At 70.3% G+C, this 17279-nt stretch carries 20 protein-coding genes; all 20 read right to left on the reverse strand.

Features of this window, described 5'->3' with window-relative positions; all coding sequences use genetic code 11:
- Positions 1 to 229, reverse strand: a 229-nt coding sequence (locus tag ABZY12_RS22475) for a hypothetical protein (RefSeq protein ID WP_356892990.1), incomplete at its 3' end; no start/stop codon positions are given.
- The gene (locus ABZY12_RS22480) at positions 226 to 561 is read right to left on the reverse strand and encodes a hypothetical protein (RefSeq protein ID WP_356892992.1); all 336 of its coding nucleotides are present in this window, start codon (positions 559 to 561) and stop codon (positions 226 to 228) included. The genes ABZY12_RS22475 and ABZY12_RS22480, both read right to left, overlap by 4 nt.
- Positions 558 to 1721, reverse strand: coding sequence for an integrase (locus tag ABZY12_RS22485; RefSeq protein WP_356892994.1), 1164 nt, complete (start codon positions 1719 to 1721; stop codon positions 558 to 560). Before ABZY12_RS22485 ends, ABZY12_RS22480 begins: the two co-directional genes overlap by 4 nt.
- A gap of 3 nt (positions 1722 to 1724) precedes the next feature.
- Positions 1725 to 1955 carry a hypothetical protein gene (locus tag ABZY12_RS22490; protein ID WP_356892996.1) on the reverse strand — a complete coding sequence of 77 codons (231 nt, stop codon included), beginning with the start codon at positions 1953 to 1955 and terminating at the stop codon, positions 1725 to 1727.
- Positions 1956 to 2128: 173 nt separating this feature from the next.
- Entirely contained in the window at positions 2129 to 2389 is a 261-nt protein-coding gene (locus ABZY12_RS22495) for a hypothetical protein (RefSeq protein ID WP_356892998.1), read from the reverse strand.
- A 109-nt stretch (positions 2390 to 2498) separates the two neighbouring features.
- Positions 2499 to 3476, reverse strand: a complete 978-nt coding sequence (locus tag ABZY12_RS22500) for a hypothetical protein (protein WP_356893000.1) — start codon at positions 3474 to 3476, stop codon at positions 2499 to 2501.
- Between the two features lie 63 nt (positions 3477 to 3539).
- Positions 3540 to 3746 (reverse strand): hypothetical protein, encoded by a 207-nt coding sequence (locus ABZY12_RS22505; protein ID WP_356893002.1) that lies wholly within the window; start codon positions 3744 to 3746, stop codon positions 3540 to 3542.
- Positions 3747 to 3902: 156 nt separating this feature from the next.
- Positions 3903 to 5738, reverse strand: a complete 1836-nt coding sequence (locus ABZY12_RS22510) for an SGNH/GDSL hydrolase family protein (RefSeq protein ID WP_356893004.1) — start codon at positions 5736 to 5738, stop codon at positions 3903 to 3905.
- A gap of 14 nt (positions 5739 to 5752) precedes the next feature.
- Complete coding sequence (locus ABZY12_RS22515) at positions 5753 to 6460, reverse strand: collagen-like protein (RefSeq protein ID WP_356893006.1); 708 nt, start codon at positions 6458 to 6460, stop codon at positions 5753 to 5755.
- Positions 6457 to 6777 (reverse strand): hypothetical protein, encoded by a 321-nt coding sequence (locus ABZY12_RS22520; RefSeq protein ID WP_356893008.1) that lies wholly within the window; start codon positions 6775 to 6777, stop codon positions 6457 to 6459. Before ABZY12_RS22520 ends, ABZY12_RS22515 begins: the two co-directional genes overlap by 4 nt.
- Before the next feature lie 35 nt (positions 6778 to 6812).
- On the reverse strand, positions 6813 to 7172 hold the full coding sequence (locus tag ABZY12_RS22525) for a hypothetical protein (RefSeq protein ID WP_356893010.1): 360 nt from the start codon (positions 7170 to 7172) through the stop codon (positions 6813 to 6815).
- A 34-nt stretch (positions 7173 to 7206) separates the two neighbouring features.
- Entirely contained in the window at positions 7207 to 8289 is a 1083-nt protein-coding gene (locus ABZY12_RS22530; RefSeq protein ID WP_356893012.1) for a peptidoglycan-binding protein, read from the reverse strand.
- Positions 8289 to 8414, reverse strand: coding sequence for a hypothetical protein (locus ABZY12_RS22535; RefSeq protein WP_356893014.1), 126 nt, complete (start codon positions 8412 to 8414; stop codon positions 8289 to 8291). The genes ABZY12_RS22530 and ABZY12_RS22535 overlap by 1 nt, the downstream gene beginning before the upstream one ends.
- A gap of 144 nt (positions 8415 to 8558) precedes the next feature.
- A complete protein-coding gene (locus ABZY12_RS22540) occupies positions 8559 to 9860 on the reverse strand; it encodes a hypothetical protein (RefSeq protein WP_356893016.1) in 1302 nt (433 codons plus the stop codon).
- 2 nt (positions 9861 to 9862) lie between these two features.
- Positions 9863 to 10954: a hypothetical protein gene (locus ABZY12_RS22545; RefSeq protein WP_356893018.1), complete on the reverse strand. Its 1092-nt coding sequence runs from the start codon at positions 10952 to 10954 to the stop codon at positions 9863 to 9865.
- Positions 10951 to 11889 carry a hypothetical protein gene (locus tag ABZY12_RS22550; protein ID WP_356893020.1) on the reverse strand — a complete coding sequence of 313 codons (939 nt, stop codon included), beginning with the start codon at positions 11887 to 11889 and terminating at the stop codon, positions 10951 to 10953. Before ABZY12_RS22550 ends, ABZY12_RS22545 begins: the two co-directional genes overlap by 4 nt.
- Before the next feature lie 12 nt (positions 11890 to 11901).
- Entirely contained in the window at positions 11902 to 12804 is a 903-nt protein-coding gene (locus ABZY12_RS22555) for a hypothetical protein (RefSeq protein ID WP_356893022.1), read from the reverse strand.
- Entirely contained in the window at positions 12797 to 16252 is a 3456-nt protein-coding gene (locus ABZY12_RS22560; RefSeq protein ID WP_356893024.1) for a hypothetical protein, read from the reverse strand. Before ABZY12_RS22560 ends, ABZY12_RS22555 begins: the two co-directional genes overlap by 8 nt.
- Positions 16253 to 16270: 18 nt before the next feature.
- The gene (locus ABZY12_RS22565) at positions 16271 to 16714 is read right to left on the reverse strand and encodes a hypothetical protein (protein ID WP_356893026.1); all 444 of its coding nucleotides are present in this window, start codon (positions 16712 to 16714) and stop codon (positions 16271 to 16273) included.
- Positions 16669 to 17223: a hypothetical protein gene (locus ABZY12_RS22570; protein ID WP_356893028.1), complete on the reverse strand. Its 555-nt coding sequence runs from the start codon at positions 17221 to 17223 to the stop codon at positions 16669 to 16671. The genes ABZY12_RS22565 and ABZY12_RS22570 overlap by 46 nt, the downstream gene beginning before the upstream one ends.
- Positions 17224 to 17279 lie beyond the last annotated feature (56 nt).

Below are 17279 nucleotides of genomic sequence, written 5' to 3' on the forward strand. Positions count from 1 at the left end.
CCGTACGAGCGGCCCGGTCAGGCATCTCCTTGCGCCCGACCGCACGGTCGAGCATCCCCACCACCATCCACAGCTGGTCCGCCCGCGCCCCCGACACCGGCAGAAGCAGCCCACCCGCCGCCGGGGCCGGCTCCCGCCGTTCCCACAACGCCCGGTCCCGCGGCGCGATCCGCTCCACCACCGCGGCGAGCTGCCGAACCGACGGAGCGCTGTACACGCGGGTGCTCACCCGCTGCCCTGCTCTGTGATTCCAGCAGCCTCCAGGAACGCCGCCCGCCGCGCGCTCCCGGCCGGGTGCCGGGCCGCGACGTCGCGCAGCTCCCGCGCCACCCGGGACCGCAGCATCTCTTCCGTCGGCGGCATGTCGGCCACGCCCAGCTCGCGTCCGAAGTAGACGGTCAACGCCCCGATGATCGGCAGCAGCAACTTCTCGTCCGGATCCCCGATCTTCCACTCGGAGCGGGCCAAGCCCTCGCGCGCGGCGGCCAGCATCGCCTCCAGGACCGGGCCGACTTCCTCCCAGTTCTCTGCGAGCTCCCTCGCCATAGGGTTTCTCGTCACTGCCCACTCCCCCTGGTCTCTTCGCGCCGCTTCGCCTGTACCTGCAGCCACGGATTCTCCGCCCGTGACCGGGCACGGTCCAAGTACTCCCGCTTCACCACGGCCGAGCCCGGCTTCCACCGGCCCTGGTCCGTCGGATCGCCCCCGGCGTCCGCGATGGCCTGCGCCCCGCCACGACGCAGACCGTGACCGGTGATGCTCTGCCAGTTCTCTAGCCCTGCCTTGTGCGCACGGCCCCGCACCCAGTCGTTGACGGCGTCGCCGGTCACGAAGTCGCCGCGCTCGGTCGCGGTGGCCCGGGACTGCAGCGTGCCGGCGACCGTGAGCGCGCGGAAGAACGCCCCCTCCCGTACGCCGAGCCGGTGCAGCATGTTCAGCCAGTCCCGCGTCGCCCTCACCGGGCACATCAGCGGGTCGCCCGGCTCGGCCGGGATGTCGGTGTGCACGCCCACACCCGCCTGGTCCGTCTTGGAGTACGCGATCAGAAGAGTCACAAAGTCGTCATCGACCAGGACCTCCGGCACGGCCAGGTCCGCGAGTTCGATCCGCCGGTTCAGCGCGCCGCGGCCCAGGAGAAGGGCACACCGGTCGCGGATGCCGATGGGGTGCCGCAGGTCGCAGGTCTCCACCATGGCCCGGAGCATGTCATCGGTGATGGCCGGCGCCTTGCGGACGCCCTTGCGCTTCCCCCAGTCCTTCCGGTGCTCGTTCAGCATGCCGCGCGCGACCGCCGTGCCGGGCTTCTTGTCGTCGGGCATCCAGGTACGGATCGCCGACATGTGCGCGGAGATCGTGTTCGGCGAGGCGTCCCGGGCGATCATCGAGGCGACGTACTCGATGAAGGTCGCGGTCGTGCACGGCCGGGCGACGCGGCCCATGTCCTCGCACCAGCGCTCGAAGATCCCGCGCTGGGACCGGTAGTTGCGGTTGGTGTTCTTCGGCTGGGCATGGTTCTTCAGCCGCTCGGCGGTCTCCTCCGAGACGTACAGGTCCCGCTCGGTGTAGCGGGGCTGGTCGTCCGCCGTGGGCAGGGTCTCGCCCGGCATGAGGATGGTGTGCCGGTCTACCACCGGCCGGGCAGCCGGGGCCAGACCGATGACGGCGGGCAGGTGGTCGTCGTCCACCAGCTCGGCGTCGACCACCTCAACTTCGTCGCTCATGCGTCACTTCTTGCCGAGGTGCGCGCGGGCAATGAGGAGGGCGCTGCGAGCGGGGCTGGGGAAGGTGTCGGGCTCGTCGAGGGTGTCCTCCTCCCGGCGCATGGAGTCGGCGCGCTGCGCGGTACCTCCGGCGCGTTCGAGCATGGTGGCCTGGACTGCAAGGAACTCGGAGACGGCCGTCTCGAACGGGCCGCCGCCTGCGAGCTGTTCGGCGGCAGTGCGGATCTCGGCCACCTCACGGCGAATGCGCGCTGCGGTTCCTTCGGCCCGGCTAGTCTCCATCGCAGATGCCGGTCGTTCGTTGCCGTGCCAGTCGACGCGCGGGGGCAGGGTAGTCACAGCGGGGTCTCCCCTCTCTGGGCTGCTCCGGCAAGCAGCCTCGTATAAGGGAAATTATACGAGGGTGATCACCGAAGGGTCCCACTGGCGGCACGCGAGAGGTTCGCGTTCATGGCGCCGAAGATCCGATCGACTTGGGCGCCGGACTCGTCATCCGGCAGGGACGCCAGCACATCCCCCAACCACTTGGGGAACTGCCTGTACGTCATGGGATGCCGCAGCGGGGCGCTCAACGCACCAGTGCACGCCCGGCAGTACAGGCGCAGCGTCGTCGGATCGTGGTCCACGCTCTGGATGGGGTGACAGCAGATGCGCACGGCCTGGCTCATGCTGACGAGCCTACGGGAGCCGAACGCGGGCATCCTCGACTCTTAGCACACGTTATGCGCTTCCCCCAGAACGATCCTAAGCAGGAAGGTCGATCTCGCTGGTGAACGCTCAGAGGGCAGGTTCGTCGCTGTCGGGCGACTCGTCGTCCTCGATCGTGCACGCCCACCCAGTCTCTTCGATCTCACGGATCAAGCTCACCGCGAGCATCATCGCGATGAGGCTGTTCGCCACCGTGTACTGACGAGGGGAGGTGGCATGCGCTGTGGCGTGCCGTGAGTACACCTCCGGAACCACACCGCCGTGAAAAGCCGTCAGAGCGGAGTGAATGGGTTCCAGGACGCAGACTGAACGTACGCGAGATAGGAGTGTGTCATCCGAGAAGCGCGGCAATTGATCGCGAAAGTGCGGATACTCGAAACGGGGGCCCCTGCGACTCGGCTTCTGCAACTCAACCGAATTCCGCGCCAAACCTCGTATCAGCGTGTCCCAGACTGAGGCGGCCAGCGCCTGGGCAGCGCCCCACGAACCATGCTCAGCCACATCAACAGACTCGACGAGCAGCTTCACGCAGTGCGCCAGGTTCGGACCCGCCACTTCCCCCAGCCGGTCTCGACACGACCTGAGGACTGCGTCTCGACTGGCCACGAGGACTTCGGACCGTGTCTCCGCATCTGCTGAAACCAGGTCATCAATCACCTGCGCCGGCGGGATCCATACCAGAGGAATTCCCCCTTCCATGATGCTGATCAACTCATAGACATCGGCGTCCGGCGGCCAGTTGGGAGCCCGAAAACCCTCTGCGACGTCAGACCAGACCTTTCCCATGACCTGGAGGCGAGAACGCAGATTTTGCTCCGCCATCTTGGCGAGCAACTTGCGGAAAGCAGCGTCTCTCTCCAAGTGTGCGGAGAACAGCTCAGAGGCTTGCCTGCTAACCGCCGCAACTTCCCGCTGCCTTCGGGCTATGGCAGAAGCAAGGATCGACCCTGGCGAGAAGCGCAGCGGGGGATGAGGCGCCGGCAGGGGGCGCTTCCAGTTGCTCGCGGGCAGGTCATCAGACGGCTGGGAGGCATCGGGCTCCTTCATCCCTGAAGTATGCGGGAGGGAGCCCTGCGGGCACTGCCTCGGACGAACATGAGCCGAGTGACCCTAGTCCGCCGGTTCGGCGGGTGACCAGCAGTTGCCGCAGTACCCGTACTTCAGCTCCTTCGCCAGGGCCTCCGCTCGGCACGCCTTGCAGTGCCGCGTCTGCTCACCAGCGGGGATCGACGAGGGGACCAGGCCGCGCTCCCACGCGTACGGCTTTCGACTGCGCCGGCCTGTACGGCGGCCGCCCCTGCTGAGGTCCCGTGCCATGGCGGCACCATAGCGGCCCGAAGGCGCGGGGGATCCCGCGCTTGGTGCTATGTCGGGGCGGGTTCGCCGGAACGAGTGCGCAGCGGTGTGAGCTGCTTGATCCCCTTATTTTTGGTGAACTTTTATAGGACACGGAGGGGGTGGCCCCTCCCCCGCTCACGCGGGTATCAACTCCCGGTAGGAGGCGGCGATCCGCCGCGACAGGTACAGGTGGCCAGCGTCGTTCGGGTGCACGCCATCAGCCCCCACGTACGACGCGGCGTTGGCCGTGGTGATCCACGGCCCGTGGGTGGCGACGAGTGTCCCCGCGGTGTCGTACAGGGAGCCGGTGACCGGGGAGACGAACCGGTAGCCGGCGTTGGCGGCCGCAGTCCGCAGGGTCGTGTCGGTGTTCACGACACCCGCTCCCGGGGAACCGGTCGGTGCCCAGCAGCCGATGACGAGGACGTCGCAGCCCGGCAGGCCCGTACGGATCGCGTCGAACAGCGCGCCCGCGGCCGTGGCGATGGCGTCCTGGGATCCGGCGCTGTCGTTGTAGCCGCCCCAGATGATGAGCCGGTCCGGGTTCCAGGCGATGACGTCGGTGTCGAGCCGGTTGGCGAACGTGGCGTAGCTGCCTGCGGTGATGTACCCGGTGCCGCCGCGGCCCTGTTCCCAGGCGTCGGTGGAGCCGAGGAGACGCGCGGTGCGGGCGAACCAGGTGCCCGCTCCCCCGCCGGTGTTTTGCGCGGAGCCGTCCGTGATGGAGTCGCCCAGCGCCATGAGACGGCCGCCTTCGAGGGGGACCTGCCACATGGTGGCCGTGGGCGGCAGGTAGATCCCGCCGAAGGGGACGGTGGCGAAGTCGAGGCGGATACGGCGCGGGGCGGCGGAGCCGAGGTCGATGGTCATCATGTGGCCGGAGCCTGCGGTGGTGCCGCCGACGGGCTGCATGAGATCGGTGACGCGGCGGCCGTCGATCGTGAGCCGGTACATCGCGGCGCTCTGGTGCTGGAAACGCAGCTGGAAGACGGCGGCGTCGGTGCCGAACTCCACGGACCACACGGACTGCCCGGAGGCGTACGTGTTCGGGTAGCGGCTCGTGGGCTTCACGTAGTTGACGTCGGCTCCGGAGGCGCCGGTCTGGAAGCCGCCGGCGCCCGCGTACCGGAAGGGTCCGGTGACGTCCGAGCCGGTCAGGGCGACTCCGGCCGGGGCGTACTTGATGTACCCGGTCGTGGGCGTGGTGGTCTGCGCGGTGGAGATGGAGGGCGCGGTCCCCGTGTGCAGGGCGTCGGTGGTGACGGGGTCGGGGAGGTCGCGGCGGCGCCAGGTGGTGAGGGGCAGGTACCGGGCGGCCGCCGTGGCGTCGGCTGCTTCCTTCGCGGCGTCCGCCTTCGCCTGCGCGTCGGCCGGGGTCTCCGCGCCGATCGCGGCCGGGGTGAGCGGGTCGGACCCGCCCAAGGCGTGACTGTCGGCGTGCGGGAGCGGGGTGCGGGCATCGGTGGTCGACGGGTCGTCGGACGCGAGCGCGACGTTCGGCCCGGTACCGGCGGCGCCGAGGGGCGGCTGCGGGCCGACCAGTCCGGGCGCGCCCTGGAGTCCTTGCTCGCCGCGGGGGCCGGGGACGACGACGTAGTGGGAGCGGGAGGGGTCTGCCTGGTCGAGGGTGGCCATGTCGACCTCGGTCTGCGTGACGGACAGGCTCATGTAGAAGCGGCGGGGTCCGGCGCCGACGATGTTCACGGTGACCAGCCACACCCATTCCGCCGGGTTCGCGCCGGGGATGTCGCACGGCAGCAGGCGCACGCCGACCTGGTCGCCGTCGACGAGGCGGCCCTGGGCGTCGAACTGGTAGGTGCCGCGGCCGGTGAACGCGACGCCGTGGTCGGGCAGGTTGATGACGGGCGCGACGGGAGCGAACTCGACTGTTCCCTGGGCGGGGCCGCCGCCGGCGGGGCTGGCGGCGGTGTACGTGACCAGGGTGGTGGGGAGGTCAGGCGGGAACGGCACGAGGGTGCTCCTGCTCAGTAGCGGCGGCGGTCGGGGGCGAGGCCGAGGACGGTCAGGACGGATTGGCGTTGCTGGCCGGGCGGCGCCGGGTCGGGGTCCGGGTCCGGGGATGACGTGTAGGTGCAGGTGTAGCGGGGCGCGGCCGGGTCGAAGTTGTCGACGGGGACGCAGCTGTAGGTGACGCCCTGGGGGTCGGTCCACGTCCAACCGGCCGGGGGCTGGCCGTCCTTGCCGTCCACGCCGTTGGTGCCGTCGCGGCCGTCCTTCCCGTTCTGGCCCGGGGATCCGTCCTTGCCGTCGACACCATCGACGCCGTCACGGCCTGGCTTGCCATCGACTCCGGGAAGTCCACTGGCGCCGGGGGACGGTGTCGGGGCGGGCTCTCCCGGATCGCCCTTGTCTCCCTTCTCGCCCTTCGCCCCGGGGATCGGGACGGGCACGGCCGCTCGGTCAGGGAGGTCATCGACCGCGGCGGTCGGGTCCGGCGCGACCGGAGTCTTGCCCTCGGACTCGAGTTGGGAGCGGAGCTTGCGAACGTCCGTGGCGAGGGTGGTGACGGCGTTGCCGCGCAGGTCCGCCTCGGTGGCAAGCTCGTTGTAGGCCCGATCGCGGGCATCCATGCGGGCCCACAGGATGGATGCGATCCCGAAGAGGGCAACGAGCGCGCACAGGGTGGCGAGGCCGCGCCAGCGGGCGGCCAGGAACCGCTCGGTGCGGCTCATCCGGGATCTCCTCCGAGTTGAGTGATGATCAGGCGCAGGCGGGCGATCTCCGCCTCGGCGGCGGCCCGGCCAGCTGAGGCTTCGGCCAGGGCCGCGTCCTTTGCGACGAGCGCGGCGGTCTTCTCGACGAGCTCCCCCTTGAGGAGCGTTCGCTCCTCCTTCAGGCTGCTGCGCTCCTCCTGGAGCTCGTCGGTCAGCGTGCTCAGGCTGCTGAGAGACAGCTCCCCGCGCTTGCCCACGTACGCCACCACGGCGGTCGCCAGCACGCCGGAGAAAGCGACGAGCGCTCCCACCAGCGTGACGGTGGTCGGGTCCATTCACGGGGTCCAGTCCATGCAGGTGGGGACAGAAGTCAGGCGGTCGGCAGGGCGCGCTTGGGCGGCACCTTCGCGGTGACCTGAGTGCGGTCCCACATACCGACGACGATCGTCACGAAGGTCATGGCGGCGACCTGCTTCTCCGAGGACCAGTCCAGGCCGTAGCCGAGGGCGACAGCGAGGCCGGCCTGCGCTAGGCCGATGATGGCCGCGCCGAGCCCGTCGTGGACGAGGAGGGCGATGAGGACGCCCATCGCGGCGGCGGCGAAGGCGTTGACGTTGGCCTGGGTCTCCGGGGAGGCGTCCCAGCCGAACAGGGCGGCGAGCTTGACGAGGATTGCGACCAGGGACAGCCAGGCGGCCGGTTCACGGCCGAGGATCAGGGGGGTTTTCACGAGGGGTCTCCTTGATGGGGTGGGTGGTGCGGGGTCAGAGCTGCTTGGGGACGCGCAGTCGGTCCCACGAGGTCTTGCCGGGGATGCCGTTGGCGTCCGCGCCGGTGTAGCCGAGCTTCTTCTGCCAGCGCTGGTAGGAGCGGCGATCGGCTTCGGTCCAGTGGTCGCCGGGTCCGACCGCGTACGCGGAGCAGCCTTCGGCGACAAGGCGGCGGCCCATCGCGGTGATGATCGGGTGGCGGCGGCCGGGGCTGAAGAACGCGGCGCCGGGGAACGGCTCGTACTGCGGGGCCGGAGTCTTGGACGGAAGTGTGCCGAGGAGCTTCTTGAGGCTCGATTCCCCGGGGACGCCGTCGGCGTCCGCACCCTTCAGACCGAGAGACTTCTGGAAGTCCGCATAGTTCCGGGTGTCGGCGTCGCTCCAGGTCGGGCCGGGGCCGGACTTGTAGTGCTTGCCGAAGCCCCGCTTGACCAGGGCCTGGCCCACCTTGGTGACGTGGGTGCCTGTGGCTCCGTAGCCGTACTGCAGGCCGTTGATGGTGACCTTGTAGCGGGCCGGGGTTCTGCCGGTGCTTCCGCCGGTGGACGGATTCCCGCTGCCGGCGCCGGGGGTGGGCTTCTTGCCGACGATCGCGGCGGCGCGCTTCACGATCTCGTCGAGCTGGGCCACGATCTTCGTTCCGGGGCAGGAGGGGTGGTTGCCCCACGCCTTGCCGCCCATGCCGTGGTAGCCGAGACCGCGGCCGCTCGGGCTGGTGGCGACCTGCAGGGGCACACCGTGCGTCTTGTGGGCCCAGGCGAGGATCTCGGCGTTCCGGTCGAGCTGGGCGTTGGTGAGGGAGTCTCCGCCGCGGCCCTCGTTCTCCGTGGACAGCCAGGAGGTGTTTCCGGCGGCCTGGGCCCAGGCGCGGTCGGCGGTGTCGACCCACTGGTAGAGGGCGCCCTTCTTACCAGTGCCGAAGTGGCTGGACGCCTGCGAGACAGGGTTGCGGAACCAGGAGTCAGTCCCGGCGAGGGTGCCGGCCATGATGTGGACGACGACGCCTCGGACCTCCTGCTGGCCGCCCTTCTTGCAGTTCGGGACGGGGCGCCACTGGGCGCCGGGCATGCGGGCCATCAGACGTCACCACGGTCGTCGAGGTCGTCGTCTGTGGCCATGCCGCTCACCTGATCCTCGGGCGGCGTGTCGCCGTCGTGGACAGGAAGGGCGGCCGAGTCTTCGGTCGTGTCGGTGTCGGGCATGGCCCGTGCTCCAGATCTTCCCCGCGCCCAGAGCTGGTGGACTTCGGCGCACCTTGCTGGTGCGGTCCCTCGGGGGATGGAGCCGTGGGCGGAGGGTCGCCCTGTGATCAGCGTACGGATCGTCGGAGGTTTCGTTCCCCCTGGTTACGCGGCTCGGCGGTAGGAGCCCTGGATGGTGAGGGTGGCGCCGGTGACGAGGGCGGAGCCGGTGACGTTCGTGCCAGTGGAGTTGCGGATGCGGTCGAAGACGTTCGTGACGGTCCCAGGGAGCGCGACGGCTTGGAGAGAGCCGGAGTTTCCGCTCATGCCGTCCCCGTTGGCGGGGACGATCTGGCGGGTGGTGCGGTCGATCAAGGTGGGCGCGGTGACGGTGATGAGGGCGCTGCCCGTGCCCGCCGTGGCGCCGATGACGATGTAGGCGCAGAAGTACACCTCGTCGCCGATCTGCCGGTACCAGCCGGTGCGGGTGGTGTACGTCGGGGTACCGGCGCCGGTGACGACGGGGGTGTAAGCGTCCCAGGTAGTGGACGCGACGGAGAGGGTGTCGCACGAAAGGCCGTCGGTGAATACCGGGCCGGAGACGATCGTGCCGGGGCCGTCGACCGGGTCGTTGTAGGCGAGGATGGGGCCGATGACCCACCGCTGCTGGCCGGTCTCGTCGACGTACATGTCGATCTCGGCCGGCTCGAATTCGGCGTGTCGGGGTGCCTTGATCTTCAACATGCCGCTGAACTGGCCGCCGCCGAAGTCCAGGACATCACCCCAGATTTCAGCGGGCGCAGTCTCGGTGGTGGCGCCGGAGTAGAGATAGATGCGGCCGTCCGGGGCGAGACGGATGCGGCGGCCCGCCGCCGCAGTCTGGACCGTCGCGCCGGTGATGATCTTGCCGTCGATGGCGTCGGCGGCGAGCTTGCTGCCGGTGATGATGCCGTCGGCAACGTCGTCGGCGACGATCAGGGCCGGGGCGATGGGGCCGTTCTGGGCGGATGCGGTGGAGGCGGTCCCGGAGGTGTTGCGGGTGACCAGGCGGACGTAGAGGGGTGTTTCCGTGGGGATGGTGACGACCGCGCCCTGTGGGGTCTCGATCGTGTTCTGCAAGGTGGCGGCGGTCGGGGTGAAACCGGAGGTGCTGGAGGCGTGAACTTCGACGCGGGAGAAGTCCAAGGGAAGGACGGCGCCGTCGGCGAAGGCGCCGTCCCAGGCTGCGGCGACGCCGCCGAGGACGGAGGCGACGTAGGGCGGGCTCGGGGCGGGCGGGGTGGGGCCGTTGACCACGTTGACGGCGGTGGTGCCGTCGGCCTGCTGCCCGACGAGGGCGCGGAGGGATCCGGTGGTGTCGCGGACCTCGAGGGCGGTGTCGTCCAGGGAGGCGGAGGACAGGCGGGAGGCGCGTTCGATGGCCTTCAGGCGGCGGTCGAGTTCGGTGAGCTTGGCTCCGACGTCCATGGTCAGATGCCTCCGTACTGGTAGATGCTGGCGGGCTTGAGGTTGATGACGGCCTGCGGGCCGCCGGGGGCGTCGGGGCGGATCGTCCAGCCGGTGATGCGGCACCAGCCGGTGTAGCTGGTCCAGGCGTTGTGGACGCGGGTGTAGACGTCGTCGCCGACCTGCCATGAGCCGAACGGGGCGGCGGGGGTGTTGCGGAGGGTGATCTGTTCGACTGTGCCGAGGTGTTCGCGTTGGGAGCGTTCGGCGGCGGCGCGGGCGGCGAGGACATCGTTGGCTTTGATGTCGGGAAGGTCCAGGGCGTGTTCCAGGCGTAGCCGGCCGTTGCGTACGGCGGAGGTCTGGCGGCGTTTGGCGGATCCGTCGCCTGCTCCGGTGGCGATGACGACCTGGGCGTAGTCGTCTCCGGCGAGTTGGACTTCGGGGTCTTCGATGATGTTGACGCCGGTGGTGAAGGAGATGTCGGTGCGGCGGGCGCCGAGGCGGGGCCAGCCGAGCCTGAGGCGTTTGATGACGCCTGTCTTGGCCGGGTTCCATTCGGTGGTGCAGGTGTAGTCGGGGGTGGCGTCGCCGGAGACGAGGTCGTCGAGGCGTTCGCCCAGGTTGGGGGTTTCCCAGACGTCGAATTTGTACGGGTCGGTGGTGGTGCCCACAAGGGAGGTGGAGGTGGTGGGGTCGACGAGGACGCCGAGGTTGCCGTCGGCGACGGACTGGGCGTAGGTCCACATGTCGCGGATGACTTTGCACCGGTCGGTCCCGGTGTAGGGGCCGCGGCCTTGGAGTTGGCCGTGCAGGTCGTGCCGGTGGTGGAGGTAGGAGGACCAGGACGCCGCTTCGAGGGTCAGGGTCTGGCCTGCGGTGCGCACGTCCCAGACCAGCCCTCCCCAGGTGATCCGGCCGTCTTCTTCGACGTAGATGAGGGTGGTGCCGGGGTCGACGAGGGTCGTGTTCTGCGACAGGAGCTTGGGGGCGAGGCTGCCGGTCAGGGAGCCGGGCCCGTTCAGGTCGGGGCCGTAGGCGAGTTCCTGCAGCGGGAGGGCATGGGTGAGCCACTGCCCCGTCAGGGCGTGCTGGGTGAGGATCCGTCGGGTCACCTGGGTGCCTCGAAGAACTCGACGTCCGCGATGAGGGTGGTGGCGGAGTCGACGGAGACGAGGCCGGCGTTGCCGGGGGCGCCGCCGACTTGGACGCGGAGGGTCTGGGTGGTGCCGCGGTAGGCGTCGGGGATGGTCAGGTTGTCGGCCATGGTGACGGTGGCCCGGCGGATGCCGCCGCCTTGGTTGTCGTCGAGGAGGATGTTCTGCACCGTGAGGGAGGAGCCGAAGGTGGCGCGCATGACGCCGGTGAAGTTGCCGGAGGAGTAGCGGATCTGCCCGGTGTCGATCTTTATCTTGGCGGTGGAGGCCCAGGTGGGGACGGGGATGGGCCAGCCGGGGGCGGTGGTGAGGTTGGTGTAGGTGGGGGTGGTGCCGCCGACTTCGTTGCTGATGGACGTGGGTGACTGCGGGTACAGGTTGCGGTCGCGGCGGGCGTTCGCGATCTTCCGGACGTCCTTGATGTAGGCGTCGGTGATCGTCGCGGTGTTGGCGGGGATGTCGATCCGGGCCAGCGGGATCCCGGTGCGGCCGTCGGGGATCGTCGTGGCGCTGGGAGAGACGTTGGGGATGACCTGGAAGTAGACGATCGGGTCTACGGCCGGGTCGAGGGTGCCTTCGTAGTCGGGGTCCTCGATACGGACGATCAGCAGGTCGGATCGGGGGCTGCCTCCGGTGGCCGCGATGTCGACGCTGGTCGCGGCGAGGTTGGCGAACGAGTAGGAGCCCTGGAAAACGTTGACCCGGCCACGGATGACGCCGGTGCCGGAGGCGACCTGGACCGCTGCACCGGGGGTGCCGAGTTGGGTGACCTTCAGGTCGGGGCCCTCGGTGATGCCTTCGGCGCCGCGCGAGAGGTCTTTGACGAGGAGACGGAACGTTTGCGCGGAGTGCTCGGCGCCGTTGACGAGGATCGGCTGCGGGATCAGGGCCATCGTGGCGTCTCCTCAGAGGGCTGTGTAGGCGTCGCGCCAGGTCAGGCGCAGGCGGGCGGTGTTGGTGTGGTCGAACGCGGTCCAGCGCATCTCGGACTGGCCGGGCGGGATGGAGAACAGGTCGATGCGGGAGGCGGGGCTGAGGAGGGTGGTGGCGTTGCCGCCGTTCTCGCGGGTGACGGTGCGATGCCCGGGGCGGGTGTCGATCTCGACCCACTGGCCGGCGGTGAGGTTGAGGGTGGGCAGGGCGAGGACCCGGCCGGTTTCGACGTGGGTGATGGTCGCCTGGGTGCAGGGGCCGGTGATGCGGATGACGGGCCAGGCGTCTGCGTCACCGTTGTTGGTGACCCAGCCGGGCCGGTCGGCGGCGACCGTGCCGTCCTGGACGTAGATCGGGGCGGTGACGGGCGCGGTGAAACCGCCGCCGGTCAGCCAGCCGAGGGGCAGTTCGGTGGTGGTCTCGGTGTCGGCGTACCAGGTGGGGTCGGTGGCGACCCATTCGATGTCGAGGGGGATGTAGCCGTGGATGGCTCGGCCGACTTCGGCGTCCAGGCGCCGTAGGCGGCCTTCGAGCCGCTTCACGGGCCGCCCGGGCCAGGAGATCCGCAGGGCCTGGGTGGTGCCTGCTGCGAGCCGTACGACCGGGGTGTGGGAGGGCTGCTGGAGTGCGGCGAGCAGGTCGAGGGCGGCGGCCCGGTCGCCGGGGGTTTTGATGGCGGCGTCGATCTGGACCTGGCGGGAAGCGAAGTAGTCCGGGCCCGGCCACGCGCCGTCTGCGCTGGGCTGGGCGTGGTCGTTGTCGCGGACCGGGGGCCGGCCGAGGCCGGTGATGTCGATGATCTGGACGGCGGTGTTCTTGCCGATGACGATGCCGCCGAGGTCGAGTTGTCCGGTGGTGAGCGTGAGGTCAGCCACGGGAGGCCACCCCTCCCCTGCGGGCGCGGCGGACTTGCCGTCCGACCTGGGCGGCCATGGCGTCCAGCGGCGCGTCCGTGCGCAGGACGGATACGTTGAAGTGGTAGGTGTCGCCGCTACCGGCGCTGGAGCCGCGGTGGGCGGGTGCCAGGCTGGACATGCCGACGCTGTAGCGGGCCATCGCGTCGCGTACGGCGAGGGGCGAGGAGCCGATGCTGCCGCCTGCGTGCCGGGTGATGCCGCCGTCTGCGAAGCGCTGCGGGCCGACGCTGCTGGTGTTCAGCTGCATGGCGGTGCCGTAGCGGCCCCAGGAGTTCAGGGCCTTGATGGTGCGGGCCTCGCCCATGCCGGCGGCGGCCGCGAGTTTGCGGACGGTCTCGGGAACGAGGACACCCTCCCCTGGGGAGAGGACTGCGGGGACGGTGTCGACGCGCGGGGCGTAGCCGGGGACGAACAGACCGTCGGCGGCGTGCGCGACGAGGCCGCCGTTGGCGTAGGGGACGACGTTGCGCTGGGTCTGCTGCCTGTGGATGGACTCGGTGATCCGGACGTCGCGGGTGGTGATGGTGATGGTGCGGTCTTGGAGGGCGTCGCGGGCGCGCTGGACGGCGGCGATGTTCGTCAGCGCGGTGCCGGTCTTCGCTACGACCTCCACCCGGCCGTCCGGGAGGGTCTTGGTCGTGTAGCCGAGCGTGTTCAGGAGGGCCATGGCCTCCTTGGTCAGCGCGCGGACGGTCACCGACTTCGCGCCGGGCGTGGCGCGGATCTTCGCGATGACGGCGTCGAGCCCGGCGAGGGCGTCGGCGCGGTCCATCTCCACCCGGGTGGTGTGCTCGTCGGGGATGTTGAGGATGGACTCAGCCAGCTGGATCGCCTGGCCGCGCTGCAGGCCCATCGCGATGGCGGTGTTGATCAGCGCGGTGCGGCCGCGGTCGTAGATGCCGTTGACGGTCTTCCAGGACGCGCCGGACTCCCGGGCGGCGGCGGCGGCCTCGTCGGTCTTCGTGCCGAGTTCCTGCAGCGCGGAGGCAGCCGTGCGGGCCTTTTGCGAGTTCAGGTCGAGCTGCCCGCCGGTCATGGTGAGCGCGCCGGCGTTCTTCTTCGCGGCCTCGGCGGCGTCGTCGATGGCCTGCTCGAAGCCGATCATTCCGCCGAGCGCGGCCCGGTTGACGTCGTTGAGTGCCTGGATCGCGGCCCGCAGACCGTCCGCGGACGCCTTCTGCGCGTCGAGCTTCTGCTTGGTCTCTTGTGCCTGGGCGCCGAAAACGCCCATGGAGCGGGCGGTGATTTCCTGCTCGGCCGCCACGTCGTCGAGAGCGGCCTGGTAGCCGGGCAGCAGCGCTCGGACCTCGTCGACGCTGCGGCCTTCCCTCTTCGCGGCGGCGGCGATCATGTCGAAGTCCTTGGCCGCGACGTCGGCGTGCCCGGAGGTGACGAGCTGCGCCATCGCCTCGTCGAGGCCCTTGAAGTCGTCCGTCAGGGCGTTGAAGGAATCCTCGCCGTTGATGAGGTCGTCGCCGATCCCGCGGATCTTCCGCCTCAGATCGTCGATGGCGTCGATGCCGATGGAGGTGCGCTTGACGTAGTCGTCGATCCCCTTCGACGCCTTGTCGAGCTTCCCGATCTTGCCGACCAGTCCGTCGACGTCACCGAACGTCTTCTGCAGTTCGCCTGCGAACTTCCCGGCCGTGGCCAGGTTCTTGAGGCTGGTCGTGAGCTTGTCGACCTCCGGGGGCGCACCGCGGGATTCGTCGGCGAGGTGGCTGATGCCCATCACGACGACGGTGAGGACAGCGAGCGCGACGGAGGCACGCTGCATCGCGGTGAGCTGCTGGGTGACACCGGCCAGGGCGGAGGTGACACCGCCGAACCTGGCGGCTCGGACGAATCGGCTCGTGTTCGTCGCGAGAGCGGCCATGACGGGGGCGACGACGCCGACGGCCAGGCCGGCGAGCTGGATCGCCTTGAACGCGACCGCGACCTGCAGCAGCGTGGCCAGCGTGTCGGTGGGGATCGCGTTGATGAGCTGGGCGAACACGTTGACGACGGTGAGCATGCTGACTCCGACGTCGGAGGCAGCGGCCACGATCTTCATCAGCGCCGAGAACAGGTTGGACAGGGCGTCGGCGACCAGCGGCCCGTTCTGGCGGGCGTAGGCCATGAACTCGCGCAGATCTGATCCGATCTCGCCGGTGTTCAGGCCCCGGGACAGGCGGACGATGCCGGAGTTCGCGCGGGCAAGTGTCTCCACCGCGAAGGTGGTGAAGTCGTTCATGAACTCGTCGAACTCTTCGCTGGCGAGCCCGCCGCCCACGATGGTCATGAACCGGTTGACCTCGCGGGAGGCACCCTTGGCCAGCGGGGTCGCGTCCTCCAGGAGCCGGGAGAAGATCGCCATCGACTTCGTCGCGACCGGCATCGTGTCGCCGGCCAGACTGTTGGAGAACGCCTTGTAGTCCTCGGTCAGAACCTCATAGGCGGCCGCCGCCTCCCGCGTCGCGGCCGGCATGTCCTTCAGGATCCGGACCTGCTCGAGCTCCGCCTTCGCCGCCTCGGCCGAATGGGGGCCATGCTCGCGTACAGCCTCGTCGTACTTGTTCTGCGCCTCCGCCGCGTCGGTGAGGGCCTTGATCTGCCCGGCGATCGCGACACCGAACACCCCGGCGGCCACACCGGCCGCGGTCAGGCCGGCGGCGATGGGGGCGGTGGCGGCGGCGACCGGCAGGAGCGCGGTCCCCAGCGCCACCGCGGCCACCATCAGCTGCCGGGTCCGCACCGTCGCGTTCCCGGTCGCGTTGCCGACGGTGCCGATCCGGCCCTGGAGGCCGCCCATCAGGCTGCCGGTGCGGCCGAGCGCGCCGTTCAGCTCGGTGACGGACGTGTGCAGTGTGCGGGCCCGGCCGTTGAGGGTGTCGAGGCGCCCGTCCGCGCCACGGGCGGCGGTGTTCAGGCTGCGCAGGGACCCGGCGGCCAGCAGGGCCCGCGCGCGCAGGTCGTCGAACGCGGCGGCCGTCGCGGCGGCGCGCCCGCGAAGGGTACGCAGTGCGCGGGCGGTGTCCTGGGCCGCGTCCTGGACCTGCCGCAGGGCGAGCGCGGTACCGCCGGTCTGGTCGTCGACCTGCACGGCGATCCGGACGTCGCCATTGAGGGCGGCCAGGCGTGCTTCGACTTCCTGGATTTCGTCGGCGAGGCGGCGCATCCGTCGGGCGGCCCGGTCGGCGCGGTTGCCGAGCTGCCGAAGGTTGCCTGTCGCGTCGGTGGCGGCGTCGGCCAGACCGCGGACGCGGTTGCGGGCGGTACGCGCGGCGAGGCCGAAGTCGCGAATGTTGCCCTGGGCGTCGCGGATCGCGCTGCCCAGGTCGCGGGCGCGGGCGGCGTTGTTCCGCAGGGTTTGACCGAGGTTGCGGTCTCGTCCTCGAAGGTCGACCGACAGATTCCACTGGGCCACCGCCGCGCCTCCTTTCCGCTACTCGTCGTCGTCTTCGTCGTAGGACCGCCGGGGGCGGGCTGCTTTCTGCTTGTCCATGGCCTCCTTGACGGCGACCGGGAGGAGGCCGACTTTCAGCCCGTGCGGGTCGGTGCCGTCCTTTTGGAGCTCGGCCTGCTTGTCGGCGATGACCTGGCAGCCCACGCACCGCTGGACGGTGACGGCGTAGGCGTCTTCCTCGTCGTCGTGGCCGTGGTCCCAGTCGTCGTAGCGGGTGCCGCACTGCGGGCACAGGGTCCGCTGGTAGTCCCGGTACGCGAGTGCCTTCTCCCGGTCCCGCAGGGTCCATCGGCCGGTGCCGGCGCCGAGGAACTGGGAGTGGGGGATGCCCCACTGGTGGCACAGCTCCAGCTCGGCGCGCAGGCGTTCATCGTGGGTCAGCCTTTTCCCAGGTCGGCCCGGATGGTCGACTGGATGTCCCACGCCGCCTGGAACAGCTGGGTGGCTTCGCCTTCGGACCAGGTGGCGAGGTAGTCGCGGGCCTCGTCCTCGGTGATGCCGTCGAGAGACGCCGCGGCGATCAGGACCGGGCCGAGGGACTCGACGTTGACGAAGGCGCCGTCCTCGGCCTGTGTCTCGGTCGGCGGGTGCGCGGCCTTCATCTCCTCGAACTCGATCCGGGGAAGGGCCTGGAAGCGCAGCACGATCGCGGTCTCGTCGAACGCGGCCTGCGCGGCGGCGAGCTTGTCCTCCGCTCCGGCGAGGGCGGCGGCGAGGACCTGGTCGTCGGGGTTGGCCTCGGCGTGCTGGGCGGCCCGGTCGTGGCGGCGTCGGGCGTCGGCGAGGGCCTGCTTGACGGTGTCGTCGTCGCAGATCGTCAGCCGGGCGGCCGGACGCTGGCGGGCACGGAGCCGCTGCCTTGTCGCGGCCCAGTGCGGGTCTTTCGCCACGGCGGCGGCCGGCGGCTCGACGGTGGGGGTGGTCTTGGGCATGAGGGTGGTCCTCCATCAGGGGAAGGGCCCGGCCGGGCGCTACGCGCCCCTTCCCG

The organism is Streptomyces sp. NPDC006551 (assembly GCF_040611675.1).
Taxonomy (GTDB): domain Bacteria; phylum Actinomycetota; class Actinomycetes; order Streptomycetales; family Streptomycetaceae; genus Streptomyces.